General features: G+C 62.7%; 18 protein-coding genes. 10 read left to right on the top strand and 8 right to left on the bottom strand.

The features are described from left to right. Positions 1 to 7 precede the first annotated feature (7 nt). The gene (locus V5N12_RS06545; RefSeq protein ID WP_332898350.1) at positions 8 to 829 is read left to right on the top strand and encodes an SDR family oxidoreductase; all 822 of its coding nucleotides are present in this window, start codon (positions 8 to 10) and stop codon (positions 827 to 829) included. Here the strand turns inward: V5N12_RS06545 and V5N12_RS06550 are convergent. Both V5N12_RS06550 and V5N12_RS06555 read right to left on the bottom strand, forming a co-directional pair. Continuing rightward, a complete protein-coding gene (locus V5N12_RS06550) occupies positions 826 to 1,869 on the bottom strand; it encodes an ArsA family ATPase (protein WP_332898351.1) in 1,044 nt (347 codons plus the stop codon). The genes V5N12_RS06545 and V5N12_RS06550 overlap by 4 nt on opposite strands. Before the next feature lie 163 nt (positions 1,870 to 2,032). Then, positions 2,033 to 3,130 carry a pyridoxal phosphate-dependent aminotransferase gene (locus V5N12_RS06555; protein WP_332900079.1) on the bottom strand — a complete coding sequence of 366 codons (1,098 nt, stop codon included), beginning with the start codon at positions 3,128 to 3,130 and terminating at the stop codon, positions 2,033 to 2,035. Between the two features lie 78 nt (positions 3,131 to 3,208). On the opposite strand from V5N12_RS06555, the gene V5N12_RS06560 reads away from it, so the two are divergent. Together V5N12_RS06560 and V5N12_RS06565 are read left to right on the top strand one after the other, a co-directional pair. Then, complete coding sequence (locus tag V5N12_RS06560; RefSeq protein WP_332898352.1) at positions 3,209 to 3,721, top strand: CinA family protein; 513 nt, start codon at positions 3,209 to 3,211, stop codon at positions 3,719 to 3,721. Positions 3,722 to 3,748: 27 nt separating this feature from the next. Then, positions 3,749 to 4,228, top strand: a complete 480-nt coding sequence (locus V5N12_RS06565) for a metal-dependent hydrolase (protein WP_332898353.1) — start codon at positions 3,749 to 3,751, stop codon at positions 4,226 to 4,228. Here V5N12_RS06565 and V5N12_RS06570 read toward each other — a convergent pair. Beyond that, positions 4,225 to 4,959 carry a PHP-associated domain-containing protein gene (locus tag V5N12_RS06570; protein ID WP_332900080.1) on the bottom strand — a complete coding sequence of 245 codons (735 nt, stop codon included), beginning with the start codon at positions 4,957 to 4,959 and terminating at the stop codon, positions 4,225 to 4,227. The genes V5N12_RS06565 and V5N12_RS06570 overlap by 4 nt on opposite strands. Before the next feature lie 120 nt (positions 4,960 to 5,079). Between V5N12_RS06570 and V5N12_RS06575 the strand changes: the two genes are divergently transcribed. Then, complete coding sequence (locus V5N12_RS06575; RefSeq protein ID WP_332898354.1) at positions 5,080 to 5,385, top strand: DUF7565 family protein; 306 nt, start codon at positions 5,080 to 5,082, stop codon at positions 5,383 to 5,385. A 75-nt stretch (positions 5,386 to 5,460) separates the two neighbouring features. On the opposite strand, the gene V5N12_RS06580 is transcribed toward V5N12_RS06575, so the two are convergent. The 5 genes from V5N12_RS06580 to V5N12_RS06600 form a co-directional block, all read right to left on the bottom strand. Further along, the gene (locus V5N12_RS06580) at positions 5,461 to 5,898 is read right to left on the bottom strand and encodes a transcription elongation factor Spt5 (RefSeq protein WP_332898355.1); all 438 of its coding nucleotides are present in this window, start codon (positions 5,896 to 5,898) and stop codon (positions 5,461 to 5,463) included. A 1-nt stretch (position 5,899) separates the two neighbouring features. Beyond that, positions 5,900 to 6,073 carry a protein translocase SEC61 complex subunit gamma gene (locus V5N12_RS06585; RefSeq protein WP_332898356.1) on the bottom strand — a complete coding sequence of 58 codons (174 nt, stop codon included), beginning with the start codon at positions 6,071 to 6,073 and terminating at the stop codon, positions 5,900 to 5,902. A gap of 46 nt (positions 6,074 to 6,119) precedes the next feature. Continuing rightward, on the bottom strand, positions 6,120 to 6,920 hold the full coding sequence (locus V5N12_RS06590; protein WP_332898357.1) for a helix-turn-helix transcriptional regulator: 801 nt from the start codon (positions 6,918 to 6,920) through the stop codon (positions 6,120 to 6,122). Between the two features lie 65 nt (positions 6,921 to 6,985). After that, complete coding sequence (ftsZ, locus tag V5N12_RS06595; RefSeq protein WP_332898358.1) at positions 6,986 to 8,140, bottom strand: cell division protein FtsZ; 1,155 nt, start codon at positions 8,138 to 8,140, stop codon at positions 6,986 to 6,988. A 97-nt stretch (positions 8,141 to 8,237) separates the two neighbouring features. Further along, positions 8,238 to 9,560, bottom strand: a complete 1,323-nt coding sequence (locus tag V5N12_RS06600; protein WP_332898359.1) for a D-aminoacyl-tRNA deacylase — start codon at positions 9,558 to 9,560, stop codon at positions 8,238 to 8,240. Between the two features lie 83 nt (positions 9,561 to 9,643). On the opposite strand from V5N12_RS06600, the gene V5N12_RS06605 reads away from it, so the two are divergent. The 6 genes from V5N12_RS06605 to V5N12_RS06630 are packed head-to-tail and all read left to right on the top strand — an operon-like array spanning position 9,644 to position 15,295. After that, positions 9,644 to 10,816 (top strand): sodium:calcium antiporter, encoded by a 1,173-nt coding sequence (locus V5N12_RS06605; protein ID WP_332898360.1) that lies wholly within the window; start codon positions 9,644 to 9,646, stop codon positions 10,814 to 10,816. 57 nt (positions 10,817 to 10,873) lie between these two features. Then, positions 10,874 to 11,671, top strand: a complete 798-nt coding sequence (locus V5N12_RS06610) for a shikimate dehydrogenase (RefSeq protein ID WP_332898361.1) — start codon at positions 10,874 to 10,876, stop codon at positions 11,669 to 11,671. A gap of 25 nt (positions 11,672 to 11,696) precedes the next feature. Then, on the top strand, positions 11,697 to 12,284 hold the full coding sequence (locus V5N12_RS06615; RefSeq protein WP_332898362.1) for a helix-hairpin-helix domain-containing protein: 588 nt from the start codon (positions 11,697 to 11,699) through the stop codon (positions 12,282 to 12,284). Positions 12,285 to 12,333: 49 nt separating this feature from the next. Beyond that, positions 12,334 to 13,809, top strand: coding sequence for an aminodeoxychorismate synthase, component I (gene pabB, locus V5N12_RS06620; RefSeq protein WP_332898363.1), 1,476 nt, complete (start codon positions 12,334 to 12,336; stop codon positions 13,807 to 13,809). Next, positions 13,806 to 14,429 carry an anthranilate synthase component II gene (locus V5N12_RS06625; RefSeq protein WP_332898364.1) on the top strand — a complete coding sequence of 208 codons (624 nt, stop codon included), beginning with the start codon at positions 13,806 to 13,808 and terminating at the stop codon, positions 14,427 to 14,429. The genes pabB and V5N12_RS06625 overlap by 4 nt, the downstream gene beginning before the upstream one ends. Then, positions 14,414 to 15,295: an aminotransferase class IV gene (locus tag V5N12_RS06630; RefSeq protein ID WP_332898365.1), complete on the top strand. Its 882-nt coding sequence runs from the start codon at positions 14,414 to 14,416 to the stop codon at positions 15,293 to 15,295. Before V5N12_RS06625 ends, V5N12_RS06630 begins: the two co-directional genes overlap by 16 nt. The last annotated feature ends 25 nt before the right edge of the window (positions 15,296 to 15,320 follow it).

Below are 15,320 nucleotides of genomic sequence, written 5' to 3' on the forward strand. Positions count from 1 at the left end.
TCAAACAATGACGAAAACCGCCCTCATCACTGGTTGCTCGTCCGGCATCGGCCGTGCAACCGCCCAAGAATTTCTCGATACGGAGTGGGAAGTGTACGCGACCGCCCGCGACACCGCCGACATCGAATCCCTCGCAGACGCCGGCGCGCATACCGCCGAGTTGGACGTGACCAAAGGCGAGGACGTAGCGCGCGTTGTCGAACGAATCATCGAGGAACACGGCCGCATCGACTGTCTCGTGAACAACGCTGGCTACGGCAAACTCGGGCCCGTCGAGGACATAACACCCGCAGAGGCCCAACAGCAGTTCGACGTGAACGTGTTCGGTCCACATCGCCTGATTCGCGCAGTCCTCCCGCACATGCGCGAGGAAGGCGAGGGGAAAATCATCAACGTCTCTTCGGTGCTCGGGCGCATCTCCATGCCCGGAACTGGCGTCTACAGCGGCTCTAAGTTCGCGCTCGAAGCAATGTCAGACGCCCTCCGCGTCGAAGTCGAGGAGTTCGGTATCGACGTGGTGCTCGTCGAACCCGGTCCGGTCGAAACGAAGTTCTCAGACCGCGTGGGCGAGGAACTCAATGAACTCGACCGGACTGAAGCCTACGCAACGTTCTACAAACTGTTCGACGACACGTCGCTGCTCGGTGGCGGAAGCATTGGTGCGGTCACCCCCGAGCGCGTCGCAGAAGACATCATCGAAGCCGCGTTCTCGCCGAATCCACACCCCCGCTATCAGGTCGGCAAACCGGCCAAATACGGCGAGTACGCCCGATTCATTCCTGCAAATTGGATTGACTTCGCCTACCGACAGGCGCGCCGATTCCTCTAATCGAGGCAGGCGGCGACGACCCGCAACATCTGTTCTCCGCGCACTTCGTCTGCGAACAGCGGCACGCGCTTTACCGTGTGCCCCATGAACAGGTCTTGGGCCTTCGTGAGCGCGTTCTGTTGGACCTTCCAGCGGCGCTGGCAGAACTCACACGAGTCGAGGTTTGGCGAGACGAACCAGTCGGTTTCGATGCCCGTCACGTCCGTCAGATTCTCCATCACCTGATTCACGACGACGGTGCTAACAGGGATTTTGAACTCAGTGAGCCGCGAGAGCAGGCGCTGGGATTCGACGACGCTCATCTCCTCTGGCACCATGACGATGCGGAAGTCGGTCTGTGCGGGGTCGCGCAGCGTCGCACGCAGACGTTCGATGCGGGCGGCGAACTCCTCTAAGTCGCCGATTCCTTCTTCCGGGTTCTGTCCATCGCCAAACATCCCTTTGAGTCCCTCCATCATCCCGCTGAAGCGCTGGCGGAGTTTGATGAAACGCCCGACCATCGAGTCGAGCACCTCGGGGAGTTCGAGTAGGCGCAGTGTGTGGCCCGTCGGCGCGGTGTCGATGACGACGCGCTCGAAACGCTCGTCGTCCATGTACTGGAGCAAGAGACGCATTGCGGCCGCCTCGTCTGCGCCGGGCATCGTCCCGCCCATGAGCGGATTTTCATCCTCGTCATCCCCAGGCAGCAGTTCACCGAGGCCGCCCATGCCGTCCATGCTCCCACCCGCGCCGAACATGCCGTCTTCCATCGCCGCATCGGGGTCGATTTCCGCGCCGTAGAGCGGTACGTCATCCCGAATGCGGGCTGGCTCTGGAGAAATCTGCGTCTCGAACGTGTCCGAGAGCGAATGGGCCGGGTCGGTCGAAACGACGAGCGTGGCGGTGCCGTCACGGGCGCTCGCGAGGGCCGTCGCCGCGGCCATCGTCGTCTTTCCGACGCCGCCTTTGCCACCGTACAACACGTATTTCGGGGCGTCAACACCGACCGGAACGTCTGCGTCGTCGATTGATTCGACCGGCTCGACGGTCAGTTCACTCATGGTCGCCCGTTACTCGCGGGGGTTTGTGTACTTCTCGGTCGCCCCGAGGGTTTAGATACGAAGCCGACTCCAACCCGGAGCGGACGCATTCACACCGCCAGACCGGTGTGGGGTGGTCACGCAAACCCGTGACCAGCAGTCCGACTACCCCGAGAGGGTTTCGCTAGAAGTAGTCGGCCAGTCGGGTGGCCGCCTCCGTCGCGCGCGGCGTCACGAGCGCAAAGCGCAGCCAGTCGCCTCTGCTCTCACCGAAGGCTTCGCCGGGCATCCCCGCAACGCCCGCCTCGTCGATGAGGCGAAAGACGTTGTCGAGCGTCCCCGGGAAGCCGTCGAAGCGCGCCATGACGTAGAAGCCACCAGCAGGTCGGTTGTAGGCAGCCCCGGCTTCGTCCAGCGCGTCGGTGAACGTCTCGATGCGCTCAGCGAGCAGCTCACGAGTCTCTGCGTGGTACGACGCGGGCGTCTCTCTAAGCGCCTGCAACACGGCGTACTGCGAGGGCCGCGGCCCAGTGACGTTCACGAGCATGTGGCGGGTTTTCGCTCCGGCGACCAATTCCTCGGGGAAGATGGCGTAGCCCACGCGAAATCCCGTGATGGCGAACGACTTCGAGTAGGCGTTGGTGACGACGTAGTGGTCTGAGTCGAACGAGAGCGCGCTCGTGAACGTCCCCGAGTAGTCGAACTCGTCGTACACCTCGTCGCTCACGAGGATGGCGTCGTACTCCTCTGCGATGGCGACGAACTCGGCCATCGACTCACGGTCGTAGACGGCCCCCGTCGGGTTGTTCGGCGTGTTCACCACGATGAGTGCCGTCTCCTCACATGCCGCTTCACGCACGGCCGCCGGGTCGAGCGTGCCGTCTTCGTCTGCAGGGACGTATTTCGGCCTCCCACCGAGCATTTTCGTCTTGCCCGGATAGTAGGGGTAGACGGGGTCAGTCAGAATGACTTCGTCTCCGGCATCGCGCTCAAGCGCACCCGCCATGGCGAGATAGTTCGCCTCGCCCGCGCCGTTCGTGACGACGATGCGGTCTACAGACACATCTCTGCGCGCCGCAATCTCCTGGCGGAGTTCGAACAGCCCTTCGCTCGGCGGGTACTGGAACTCGTCACCGCCGAGGTCTGCGTAGTCGTGCAACCCCTGGCTCAGCGCAGGCGGCGAGCCCCAATCAGGATTCCCGCTCACCATGTCGATGACGTCTCGGTCTGCGTTCGCCGCGTACTGCATCACGCGAAAGAACAGCGGCGTCTCGTAGTCCATATGCCATCCATGGAGTCCGGCATGGTTGTTCTTTCGTTGGGAGTGGGTTTCTTGCGCGCGGCGACCCATTACACTGCCATGACCGATGACGCAATCGAGGTGCGCGTTGGCGATGCGCTGCGCGCACAGGGAGAAACCGTTGCCGTAGCCGAATCCTGTACCGGTGGGCTCGTTGGCTCGCTGCTCACCGACGCTCCCGGGTCGAGTGACTACTTCGACCGGAGCGTCGTCACCTATTCCTACGACGCGAAGCGTGCGCTCCTTGCGGTCAACCGCGAGTCACTCGACGAACACGGCGCGGTGAGCGACCAGGTCGCCCGTGAGATGGCACGGGGCGTCCGCGACACCGCCGACACGACGTGGGGTGTGGCGACCACTGGGATTGCGGGGCCGGACGGTGGCACGCCCGAGAAACCCGTTGGAACGGTGTTCATCGGCGTCTCCTTTGCGGGTGAGTGGGGAACCGGAACCTCGGAAACCACCGTTACTCGCCACCAGTTCGAGGGAACACGCACAGACATCAAACGACACATCGCCCACCAAGCGCTCTCAGACCTACTCTCTGCGATAGAAAAACGGAAAACCTTGTAGGGTGGCGTCGCGTTCGCTTCGCTGTCGATGAACAAACGAGGCCACGTGCTGAACGCCCTGTTGTTGAGCATCGGACTGGGCTATATCCTCCATCCGAGCGGCGACATCGAGACGCTCCGAACGATTGCCGAAGTGAGCGTCCCCGTCGTGCTTGGTGCGCTCTTCCCCGACGTTGACACGGACTTTGGCCGCCACCGAAAAACGCTCCACAATCTGCTCGTCCTCGGCGTGTTCGCCGCGTGGCCGACCTACTTCGGGAACCTCCACTACGTCTGGATTGGTATTTTGACGCACTACATCCTCGACATCCTCGGGTCGAAACGCGGCATTGCGCTGTTCTATCCGTTCGAAAAGGAGTACAATCTGCCCGTCGGCGTGCCCGTGAGCAGCCGCTACGCGGATGCGGTGATGCTCGCGGTGACGGCCGTTGAACTCATCGGTGCAGCAGTCATCATCTACCGCGAACCGCTCTCCCAGATTGCCTTCCAGTCACTCGGCTTGATTTAGTAGACGCTGATGTCGTCGAACCGCCCGCCGTAGGCGATGTGGTCTGGGTGGGTTGGCTCCGTGCCGGAGAGAAAGAGGCGGTCGATTTTCCCGTAGCTGTTCTCGTAGCCGAGGTGGGCGAACTCAGCGAGACAGCGCAGCCGGTGTCCGATACCGGTTCGATGCATCACCCGGCGGGGAACGCCCTCGCGGAGGGCGGTGACGAGGTCAGCTGTGGTCTCGAAGCGTTCGTCGAACGCCGTCCACGCCTCACCGATGGTGCCGCGCATGTGGGCGTACGACGAGGTGAACCCCGACAGTCCGGTTTCGCGGATGATTTCTTCTGCCCGTCGGTTCTGGTGGGGCCAGTGTTTCGGGTTGTAGGCTTCGACGCCGTGGATGCGGTCTGCGAAGCGTTCGATGTCCGGTTGCTCCATGCTGACGGTGAGAAACTCCGGGTGTGGGACGAGAACCGCGGCGTTCTGGCGGGCGAGTTCGGTCATCGCTCCGTCGAGCGTGATGAAATCTGGGACGGGTTCTGACAGGCCGAGGGCGAGGATGTGCTTTCGCGTCTTCCAGTCGCCGGTGAACAGTTCGCGGCCGGGGATGACGAGGAGGTCGTCGTCTGAAAAGGCGGCCGCTCGCGCGTTTATGGCCGAAAGACGCGTGAAGTGGGGCGCGTAGACGAGCGCGTCGATTCCACGCGCTTTGGCTCTAGCTACGACCTTCTCATCGAGGATTTTGACGTGCATGTCGACACGAAACTCGTCACGACTCACGGCCGTTGGTTTCGTCGCAAGGGATTAAGTGATTCTGATTTGCGCAACACGGAGGAAATTGTATATATCACCCACCGCAACAATTCAGTACGGATGTCACCTTGGGAGTGCGCCATCGAGGGCTGTGGTAACCAGTTCGAGAGCGTAGAAAGTGCGGCCGTCCATCAAGCAACCGACCACACACACCACGAATGTCAGGTGTGTGGCACGGTCATGCCGGACGGCTATTTCGCCATCAAACACGCGTTCGAGGAACACACACGTGCAGAGTACGTCCGCGCCTACGGCGCGAACGCCGCAGACGTACGCCGCCGCGAGAAGGTTCTCGACGATATCGAATCGGAAGTCGATTTAAACGAAGTGCTCGCACGCATCGAACAGGCTGGCCACGCCGTCTGAGGCCGACGCGTTTTCGACTACGTTAGTGGGGAGAGCCATGGCTCTGTATCCTGGGAAAACGCGAGAAACCTGCGATTATCGCTCTTCTGAGTCGAGCACGCGAATCTGGTCGCCGCGCACGGTGACCGGAATCGGAACGGTCGCCTCGTAGAGTTCGACCGTCACCTGGTCTTTGCCTTCGTCGATGCGTTGAACCTGCGCCTTCTCGCCTTTGAACGGCCCAGCGATGAGTTCGACGATGTCGCCCTCTGCAATCCCTTCGACGTCGGGCTTTGGCGAGAGGAAGTGTTCGACTTCACCGATCGAACTCTCACCGGGGACGATAGTGCGCGCGTGGGGGATTTCCTCTAAAACGCGCTTGATGACGGCGTCGTTGTCGGCTTCGACCATCACGTAGCTCGTGAGCGAGTCAGGGGCGAGTGCGGCGTGAATCTCGTCCTCCTCGCGGTTGATAATCATGTCTGCGACGGTGCGCTCTTGGCTGGCTGTCGTCTTGACGGCGTAAATCGGCATTTTACGCACCGCCCGGGACGAAGCTCATGATTACGAAGATGACGAATCCGAGCAGCCCAACTAACACGATGCCTGCTCCGGCAATCTTCGCAATCTGAGAGAACTCCTCTCGCGATGGCGTACTCGCAAGCTTGAGCACTCGTGTGTATGACGAGAGCTTAAACGGAACTTCCATGCCGAGGTGTTACCTCCCCGCCTTTTTCTATTTATTGCTTACAGTCTCACCCCTCAACCGAGAACAGTTCAGGGGTCACAAGGGTCGCAGCCCGTCGATATTCGGCAATCGTGTCGCTCGCCCACGCCCGGACGTGTTCGTCTTCGGTGATGATGAGCGCCCGTGGCATTCGCTGGTCGTCATCGACCCCGAGCAACGTCTTGTGGTCGGTGACCATCACGACGTACGGGACCTCCCCGTCGTATTCGTGGATGGAGGCGTTGCCCGTTTCGACCATCTCCGCCATTTGGGTGGCGAGGACGGCGTCTTCACGAATCGTTTCGACCACTCCCCGGGTGAGCACGGCGCTCAATCGCTGGGTGCCGTTGGCGACGGCCTGCCAGTTGGCTTCGAGATTCTCGGCTGCGACCGAGTGTGTGAGCATTTCGACCTCGTCTGCTTGTCGCAGGTAGGTTGCCGCCCAGCGAATCGGCGCGAGCGGGTCGCTCTGTGAGGGACGGATGATGGTTGCGTCGTGGAGACACGTGAGCGGAAAATCGAATTCGTCTGCGGGGAGCCACTGGATGATGTCGTGGAGCTTGTTTGCGGTCTCCGTCGTCTCGATGAGTTCGTTGAACTGGGTTGCGACCAACCGGCCAATCGAGGTTGCGCGATACTCGTTGCCGTCTTTGCGAATCCAACCACGCGTCTGGAGATCTGTGAGAATCCGACCGAGTGTCACTCGGGAAGCACCGGTCGCGTCTATGAGTTCGTCTCGGGTGCACGGCCGCGTCGCGAGTGTGTCGAGAACCACAACCCGGTTGGTGGAGCGGGCGAGGAACTCGATGTCCGCCAACGGGTGGTCCATACGTCTAGTGAGCCTGCGCGCTATATGAGGTTCGCTAGATTGTTCGGAAAATTGAACAGTCAGGATTATTCGACGAAGTCGATGTCGTCGCCGACCTGCTGGGCCGCTTTTTCGCGCTCTGCTTCGCTCTTACCGTAGATTTGTGGTGATTCGACGCCGGTGACGACAATCATCGTCTCCATCTTGCCCTCGTAGTCCTCGTTGACCGTTGCGCCCCAGATGATGCGTGCGTCTGGGTCGATGCGGTCGTAGATTTCTTCGACGACGCCCTCGGCTTCTTCGATGCTCATGTCCGGGCCACCAACGACGTTGACGAGCGCGGAGTTCGCGCCTTTGAACTCGACGTCGAGCAGCGGCGAACGGAGCGCAGACCGGACGGAGTCTTTCGCCTTGCTCTCGGTGTCGCTCTCTCCGAGGCCAATCATGGCGACGCCACCGTTCTCCATGATGGTGCGAACGTCGGCAAAGTCCACGTTGACCAGGCCGGGGCGCGTGATGAGTTCGGTCATGCCCTTCACCGAGCGCATGAGGACGCGGTCACAGATTTTGAAGGCGTCCTGCAGCGGCATGTTCGGCGCGTAGTCGAGCAGGCGGTCGTTCGGGATGACGATGACCGTGTCCGCGACCGAGCGCAGGCGTTCTAAGCCAGCGTCCGCGTTCGCGCGACGTCGTTCACCTTCTGCAGTGAACGGAATCGTAACGATTGCGATGGTGAGCGCGCCTGCGTCCTGTGCGGCCTGTGCGACGACGGGCGCAGACCCGGTGCCGGTGCCACCGCCGAGACCGGCCGTGATGAACACCATGTCGGAGCCGGTGACGGATTCGTTGATGTCTTCGATGTCTTCCTGTGCGGCTTCCTCACCGATCTTCGGGACGGACCCGGCCCCGCGGCCGCCGGTGCGTTTTCGGCCGATGAGAATCTTCGTGTCTGCTTTCGTGTTGTTGACGAGGTGTTGGGCGTCGGTGTTCGCGGCGACGAGCGTCGCGCCGAGGATCCCCTCTTCTGCCATGCGCGTCACGGTGTTGCTCCCTGCACCACCACAGCCAACGACCGTAATCTCCGTCTTGAGGTCGTCTACGACCGAGAGCAGTTCCTCGTCGGTCATCGTCCCGGATGTTTTCATACCCTTCCCTTTAGAACCGTTTTCTGCCCCCGGAGGAGCCTCGCCGCCTCGGTCTTGCTCGGCTTCCTCGATAGCGTCCTCAATAATTGAGTCCATGTAATACGGATGGGTTCAAGACGAGAGGTAATTATTTTTCCCCTCTTGTCTGCCGCACGTCAGACGCTTATTCCATCAAAAAATATGTTAATGAAAATTAGAGTCTGAACGTCTGCTCCCGGTACGTCCGCACCTCTTCGGGAGGTATCTCACGACCACGAATCGTGACAGGTTGCCCACTTGCCAGCTTCCCAAATTTCGGCCCCTCGGGGATGCCAAGCGTCGCGGCTTTTTCGGGGTCGAACGTCGAAACGCGCGCGACGACGGCGTCGGCTTCGCGCACGACTTCGTCGTACTTCTCGCGGAGAATCGGAACGAGCGCGTCGATGAAGGCATCACGGGCGGGTTCGTTTGGAATCGCTGCGCGCCCCCCGACCCGAGTCCCAGCTTCGTCGGTTGTGAATGCGAGCAGGTGTGCTTCTGCGGCCGCCCGTACTGCCTCGCGGTCGGTGCCTTCCGCCTCTTGGATGAGCGCGACCGGAAGCGAGACGGTCTCGAATGCGACCGGCCACGTCTCTAGCTGGCCAAATCGAAGGCCGTCATCGACCGGGCACAGCGCCGCTTCGAGTTCCGAGACGGCTGCGAGCGGTACGTCGCTCGTCTCTTGAACCCACGTCTCGCTCACGACGCGGTAGCCGAGTGCATCGATGGCGTCTCTGAGGGCGGGTTTCTCGCCGTCGACGACGGCGAACTCGGCGGCGCTCTGCTCGAAGGCGTGGGCGAGCACGTCACGATGCTCGTGTGGGTCACCCATATCAGCCAAACACCAGTCGGCAGCGATGTGGCCCACGGCCCACGCCGTCTCCTTGACGATACGGGTCGGGCGCGGGACGTAGTGGCCGCCGCCGAAGCCGACGAGGTGGCGCTTGCTGTCGGCGGGAACCCCCTTGAGCGCGAGAATGGCTTTCGCCACCGCACGTGCGCCCTCGGGGTCTTCCCACTGTTCTTCGCCGCTTCCGAGTTCCACGAACATAGAGGGGACGCCCACCGCAGAAGGACCGTGGTGGGTACACTCCATCCCCACGTCGTAGCCCGCAGGCGCGACTTCTTCGAGTGCCTTGATGACGGCTTTGTGCGCGTTCGGACAGGCACGAGCGAGGCCGCCGTCGACGCCGCCGTACTCGGCCGGGCCGAAGTTGCCGGTGAAGTGGGCGGTCAATAGCGGGCCGGTGTCGCCCGCGTGACGCGAGGCGAACACGATGTATTCGGGGTCAGAGAAGGCGTCCGCGACGGTTTCGAGTTCTAAGTGCAGGTCGTCGAACTCACGCAGACAGAAGCCGTCTGTGCGGTAGACGGTGCCACCACCGCGCGCGTCCGGGCGGCTGTCGTCTTCTGATTCAGTCCAGTCAGCGAGCGAGCGCAGGTGCTCACCGATGTGGACGGAGGCGGAGTCGGCACGGCTCACGACGAGTGCAATCACGCTGATGGCTAACAGAGACGTGCAATAAAGCCCGTCGGAGTGTGGATAGAATCGCTTAATTGAGTTTGTCGAGAAGCACGTCCATGGCACCGCACCTCGGCTTGGTCTCCGTGCCGTTTTTGCCCCGCACGGTCGGAAACGGTCTTCTTTTGCTCGGCTCGTTCGCCCTCCTCCTCCTCGGTGCAGAGGTGTTCACGAACGGCGTCGAGTGGCTCGGGCATCGACTCGGCGTCTCAGAAAGCGCGACTGGAAGCATCCTCGCGGCGGTGGGGACGGCGCTTCCAGAAACCATGATTCCCGTCATCGCCATCCTCCAAGGGGTTGCGACGGGCGACACCTCGGGCGCGGACGAAGTCGGCGTCGGCGCGATTCTCGGCGCGCCGTTCATGCTCGCGACGATTGCGATGTTCCTCATCGGCGTGAGCGTCCTGTATTTCGCCCGCCGTCGGGCGTACGGCCCCGAATTTCACTTCAACGAGGTTTCGACCCGACGCGACCTGAGTTTCTTTCTCGTTGGCTACACGCTCGCGTTCATCGCCGCGCTCATCCAACAGCGAAGCCTCGAAATCACCATCGCCATCACGCTCGTCGGCCTCTACGTGTTCTACGTCTATCGCTCGCTCAAAAGCGGCGAACTCATCGAAGGCGAGGCGTTAGACGACCTGCATCTCGGCCTGTTTATCGAACGGGGTTGGGGGCCGATTCCCGGCATCGGTGACGCGGCGAATGAGTACAGCAGCGACCCCTCCCGGGGGCTGGTCATCGTCCAGACGCTCATCGCGCTCGGCCTCATCATCGGCGGGGCACAGCTGTTCGTCACGGAAATCGAGTTCTTCTCTGCTGAAGTGCTCACCATCCCAGCCGCCGTGGTCGCGCTCTTGCTCGCGCCACTCGCCACGGAGTTACCTGAGAAGTTCAACAGCATCATCTGGATTTCACAGGACAAGGACACGCTCGCGATTGGCAACATCACGGGCGCGATGGCATTTCAGGGCACGCTCCCGGTCACGCTTGGCATCCTGTTCACCTCGTGGAACCTCACCCTCGAATGGGGGACTGCCGGGTTCCTGAACGCCTTCTCTGCGATTCTCGCCATCGTCTCGGCCGTGTTGCTCTACGTCCGGGCCCGAACGATCAACGAGGGTAACATGAACCCGCTGCCGTTCCTCATCGGCGGGGCGTTCTACGTCGTGTTCATAATCGTCCTCGTCTACCACGTCGTGGTTCTCAACCTGTCCGTCGTGGGCGGTCACTGACCTCAATTGCTGCCCGGAGACGACTGTTTTATTCGGTGCTACCGCGTGGCCCTTGCCATGCAGGTGTTCGGCCTTCTTGGCAACCCCGTGACTCACTCACTTTCGCCGCCGATGCACGAAGCGGCCTACGCTGAACTCGATCTCGACGCGCGCTATGTCACTTTCGAACCCGCGCCTGAAGCCCTCGAAGCCGCCATCTGCGGCGCACAGGCGCTCGGCATCGCGGGCCTCAACGTGACGATTCCGTTCAAACAGGACGTTCTCGAACTCGTCGAACCGGACGACCTCGCCGCGCGCATCGGCGCGGTCAACACCATCGACTTCTCGGGCGAGACGCCGACGGGCCACAACACGGACGCGATTGGCGCGGTGCGCGCCCTGCGCGACCACGACGTGGCACTCGACGGAACCGCCGTCGTCGTCGGTGCGGGCGGGGCGGGGCGTGCAATTGCCTTCGGCCTCGCAGACGAGGGCATGACCGTGCGAATCGCCAACCGCACCGAGCAGAAAGCCCACGACCTCGCCGACGCCGTCCCGAACGCGACCGGCCACGGCCTCGGAGACCTCGACAAACTCCTTGCAGACGCGTCCGTCCTCGTGAACGCGACGAGCGTGGGCATGGAATCAGACGAGACGCCGGTCCCGAAAGCCGCCCTCCACGACGAGTTGGCTGTGCTCGATGCGGTGTATCGCCCGCTCGAAACCCGCCTCCTGCGCGACGCTCGTGCCGTCGGTGCGACGACGGTCGATGGCGCGTGGATGTTGCTCTATCAGGGTGTCGAAGCCTTCGAACGGTGGACGGGGAACGACGCGCCCGTGTCCGTGATGAATATCGCGTTACGTGAACGTCTTTAAGTGCGACGCCTTTCTATCGACTGTCATGGGTCTGTTTGACTGGCTGAAATCGGTACTCGGAATGAACGGGTCGCGCCCTGACCAGCGCGACAGCGAGCGTGTCGGCGGGAAAAGCGCCAACCGTGCGGACACCTCTTCTCACTCCTCCTCCGCGGCGTCCACTGAGACGACGGCGACGGCCTCCACGGAAACGATGACGGACGAAGCCGACGTGGAAGTCGGCGCGGCGGAACCCGCAGAGGCGGTCGGTCCTGCGGACACGAGCACGGAAGACATGGAGGCGGAACCAATCCGCGAGGCGGCAGAAGAACAGGACGATGCGGCCGCAGAAGAGACGGACGCGGCTGCCTCCACGGAATCGATGACGGACGAAGCCGACGAGGAAGTCGGCGCGGCAGAACCCGCAGAGGCCGCCGGGCCGACAGGCGACACGGGCGAGCCACTCACCATCATCAAAGGCATCGGTCCGGCCTACGCAGACCGCCTCGAAGCGGCCGGTATCGGCTCGGTTGCCGACCTCGCCGCGGCCGACCCGGGGGAGATTGGCGCGGCAATCGACGTGTCGCCAAAGCGCGTCGGGCGCTGGATTGAGCGCGCAAAACACCGCGTCTAAAACGCGGCGAACCGCAAGAGGGTTAGTCGCACACCGTCTTCGATTCTGCATGACTGGGCCATCCGTCGTGACCGACAGGGCCTCGTTCCGGGCAGCGGCGCGCGACGCACACGGGGCGCGTGTGCCGGTCGAGGTGCAGGTCACGGTTGCCGACCCGTTTCTCGCCTACCGCCGCGCCCGTGAGGACGCAGGCGGCGTGTTTTTGGAGACGACCGGCGGGCAAACTGGCTTTGGCGTGTTCGCCACCGACCCCGTAGACCACCTCGAAACGACGTTTACTGGCTATTCTCCCGACGGCTCGCCCTCGCTTGCAGCACTCACAGCCCGCCTCGACCGCGAGACGCTCGTCCGCGGCGACTGCGACGTTCCTTACCCCTGTGGCGCGCTCGGCTGGCTCTCGTACGACCTCGCCCGCGAACTCGAACGCCTCCCCGACACGACCGCAAACGACCGCAGGCTTCCCCAACTCCAAGTCGGCGTCTACGACCGCATCGCCTCGTGGGAAGAGCCACACGACGGCGAAGTAACCCTTCGAATCACCGCGTGTCCCGTGGTTGGCGACGACGTGGATGCGGCCTACGACGACGGGAAAGCACGAGCGATGGAACTCGCAACCGCCGCGCTCGCAGGCGACCCGAGCGTTTCACCCCCGGCTCCGACGACCGAATCGGTCACCTTCGAATCGGATTGCGACCGCGACGAGTTCGCCGCTCGCGTCCGGCGCGTGAAACAGTACATCCGCGACGGCGACACCTTTCAAGCGAACATCTCCCAGCGCCTCTCTGCGCCCGCCACCATCCACCCTGTTGAGGCGTACGCCGCCCTTCGTCGGGTGAACCCTGCGCCCTACTCCGGGCTGATTGAGTTTCCCGGCGTGGACCTCGTGAGCGCGAGTCCGGAACTCCTCCTCGACGTAGAAGGCGACCACGTGACGACCGAGCCGATTGCGGGCACCCGACCGAGAGGGCACACCGACGAAGAAGACGCCCAACTTGAAGCCGACCTATTGGGTGACGAAAAAGAGCGCGCAGAACACGCAATGCTCGTCGATTTGGAGCGAAACGACCTCGGCAAGGTCTGTCAGTATGGAACGGTCGAAGTGAGCGAGTACCGCCGCGTCGACCGCTACTCAGAGGTCATGCACCTCGTTTCGCTCGTGGAAGGCATCCTGCGCGAAGACGTGTCGCTCGCAGACGCCGTCGCCGCCGTCTTCCCCGGTGGAACCATCACGGGCGCGCCGAAGCCCCGGACGATGGAGATAATCGACGAGGTCGAAACCACTCGCAGAGGCCCCTACACCGGGAGCATGGGCGTGTTCGGCTTCGATGGGAAAGCCACCTTGAACATCATCATCCGTACGCTCGTCCGCCACGCAGACAGGTACTATTTGCGCGTCGGTGCGGGCATCGTCCACGACTCCGTGCCAGACCGTGAGTACGACGAGACCTTGGATAAGGGCCGAGCGCTCGTGAACGCCATGGACGAAGCGCTCGGCGAGCAGGCCGCGATGGAGGTCGAAGAGTGATTCTCGTCATCGACAACTACGACTCGTTCGTCTACAACCTCGTGCAGTACGTTGGAGAGGCAGTCGCCTCTCCATACCCTGCGGCGGAACCGCAGGATGAGGGGGAATTTCATTCGGATGTACTTGTCAAGCGCAACGACGCGCTCACCATCGCAGACATCCGCGACCTCGACCCCGACGGCATCGTCGTCTCGCCCGGCCCCGGAACGCCCGAAGAAGCGGGCATCTCGATGGCCATCTTCGGGGAACTCGACTACCCGACGCTCGGCGTCTGCCTCGGCCATCAGGCGCTCTGTGCGGCGAACGGCGCGCCCGTCGGCCACGCCCCCGAGGTCATCCACGGCAAGTTCTCGCAGATGGTCCACGACGGCGAAGGCATCTACCGAGGGCTGCCGAACCCCCTCAAAGTCGGGCGGTATCACTCGCTCGCCGTCCGGCGCGAAGACCTCCCCGCCAGCCTCACCGAAACGGCCTACACCGAGGACGAACACGGCGTCGTGATGGGCGTACGTCACGTAGAAAAGCCACATGAGGGCGTCCAGTTCCACCCCGAAAGCATCCTGACCGACGCGGGCAAGCAACTCATTGCGAACTTCATCGACCAATGTACTTCCACGTAAACGGCGACCTCGTGCCCGAACAGGAGGCCACCGTCTCGGTGCGCGACCGCGGGTTCATGTACGGCGACGCCGCCTTCGAGACGCTCCGCGCCTACGGCGGGACGGTGTTCGAGTGGGACGCCCACGCAGACCGCCTTTCCCGTACGTGCGAGACGCTCGCGCTCGACCACGGTTTGTCGGACGACGAGTTACTCAACCGGATTCACGAGACTCTGGAGGCGAACGACCTCACCGAAGCCTACGTCAAACTCTCCATCTCGCGCGGCGTCCAACCCGGGAAACTCACTCCCAAACCCGACATCGACCCGACGGTCGTCGTCATGGTGAAGGAACTGCCGCGTGGGGGCACCACGGGCACGCCGGTCTGGGACGGCCCGGCCGTCGTCCAGACAGTGAAGACCCGCCGGATTCCGAACGAGGCGATCCCCGCCGCAGCGAAGACGCACAACTACCTCAACGGGATTCTCGCGCGTCTCGAACTCCAGCGCGCTGCCTCAGACACCTATCAGGCGGACGAGGCGCTCATCCGCGATGCGGCTGGCAATATCGCTGAGGGTGCGACGAGCAACGTGTTTTTCGTCATCGACAACGCGCTCCGGACGCCCGCGACGACCGGCCCCGTCCTTCCGGGTGTCACCCGCGACGTAGTCCTGAAACTCGCCCGCGAACAGGGAATCCCGGTCGAGGAAGGGACTTACACGCCAGACCACCTCCGCCGCGCGGACGAAGCCTTCCTCACGAACACGACGTGGGAGCTTCGCCCCATCGAAACAGTGGACGGCATCGAGGTGGGTGGCGGCCCCGTCACCGACCTGCTCTCGCTCGTGTTCAACGAGTACGTCGAAGACCGCCATTACGGCGAGTGAAACTCTCTCAATGAGAAACTGCGGT

Origin of the sequence: Haladaptatus sp. CMSO5, assembly GCF_036689885.1 — an archaeon.
Taxonomy (GTDB): Archaea; Halobacteriota; Halobacteria; order Halobacteriales; family Halococcaceae; genus QDMS2.

Excerpts from the sequence above, each read along its gene's own strand:
- V5N12_RS06545 (WP_332898350.1), top strand. The coding sequence starts at position 8 with ATGACGAAAACCGCCCTCATCACTGGTTGCTCGTCCGGCATCGGCCGT.
- V5N12_RS06550 (WP_332898351.1), bottom strand. The coding sequence starts at position 1,869 with ATGAGTGAACTGACCGTCGAGCCGGTCGAATCAATCGACGACGCAGAC.
- V5N12_RS06555 (WP_332900079.1), bottom strand. The coding sequence starts at position 3,130 with ATGGACTACGAGACGCCGCTGTTCTTTCGCGTGATGCAGTACGCGGCG.
- V5N12_RS06560 (WP_332898352.1), top strand. The coding sequence starts at position 3,209 with ATGACCGATGACGCAATCGAGGTGCGCGTTGGCGATGCGCTGCGCGCA.
- V5N12_RS06565 (WP_332898353.1), top strand. The coding sequence starts at position 3,749 with ATGAACAAACGAGGCCACGTGCTGAACGCCCTGTTGTTGAGCATCGGA.
- V5N12_RS06570 (WP_332900080.1), bottom strand. The coding sequence starts at position 4,959 with ATGCACGTCAAAATCCTCGATGAGAAGGTCGTAGCTAGAGCCAAAGCG.
- V5N12_RS06575 (WP_332898354.1), top strand. The coding sequence starts at position 5,080 with ATGTCACCTTGGGAGTGCGCCATCGAGGGCTGTGGTAACCAGTTCGAG.
- V5N12_RS06580 (WP_332898355.1), bottom strand. The coding sequence starts at position 5,898 with ATGCCGATTTACGCCGTCAAGACGACAGCCAGCCAAGAGCGCACCGTC.
- V5N12_RS06585 (WP_332898356.1), bottom strand. The coding sequence starts at position 6,073 with ATGGAAGTTCCGTTTAAGCTCTCGTCATACACACGAGTGCTCAAGCTT.
- V5N12_RS06590 (WP_332898357.1), bottom strand. The coding sequence starts at position 6,920 with ATGGACCACCCGTTGGCGGACATCGAGTTCCTCGCCCGCTCCACCAAC.
- ftsZ (WP_332898358.1), bottom strand. The coding sequence starts at position 8,140 with ATGGACTCAATTATTGAGGACGCTATCGAGGAAGCCGAGCAAGACCGA.
- V5N12_RS06605 (WP_332898360.1), top strand. The coding sequence starts at position 9,644 with ATGGCACCGCACCTCGGCTTGGTCTCCGTGCCGTTTTTGCCCCGCACG.
- V5N12_RS06610 (WP_332898361.1), top strand. The coding sequence starts at position 10,874 with ATGCAGGTGTTCGGCCTTCTTGGCAACCCCGTGACTCACTCACTTTCG.
- V5N12_RS06615 (WP_332898362.1), top strand. The coding sequence starts at position 11,697 with ATGGGTCTGTTTGACTGGCTGAAATCGGTACTCGGAATGAACGGGTCG.
- pabB (WP_332898363.1), top strand. The coding sequence starts at position 12,334 with ATGACTGGGCCATCCGTCGTGACCGACAGGGCCTCGTTCCGGGCAGCG.
- V5N12_RS06630 (WP_332898365.1), top strand. The coding sequence starts at position 14,414 with ATGTACTTCCACGTAAACGGCGACCTCGTGCCCGAACAGGAGGCCACC.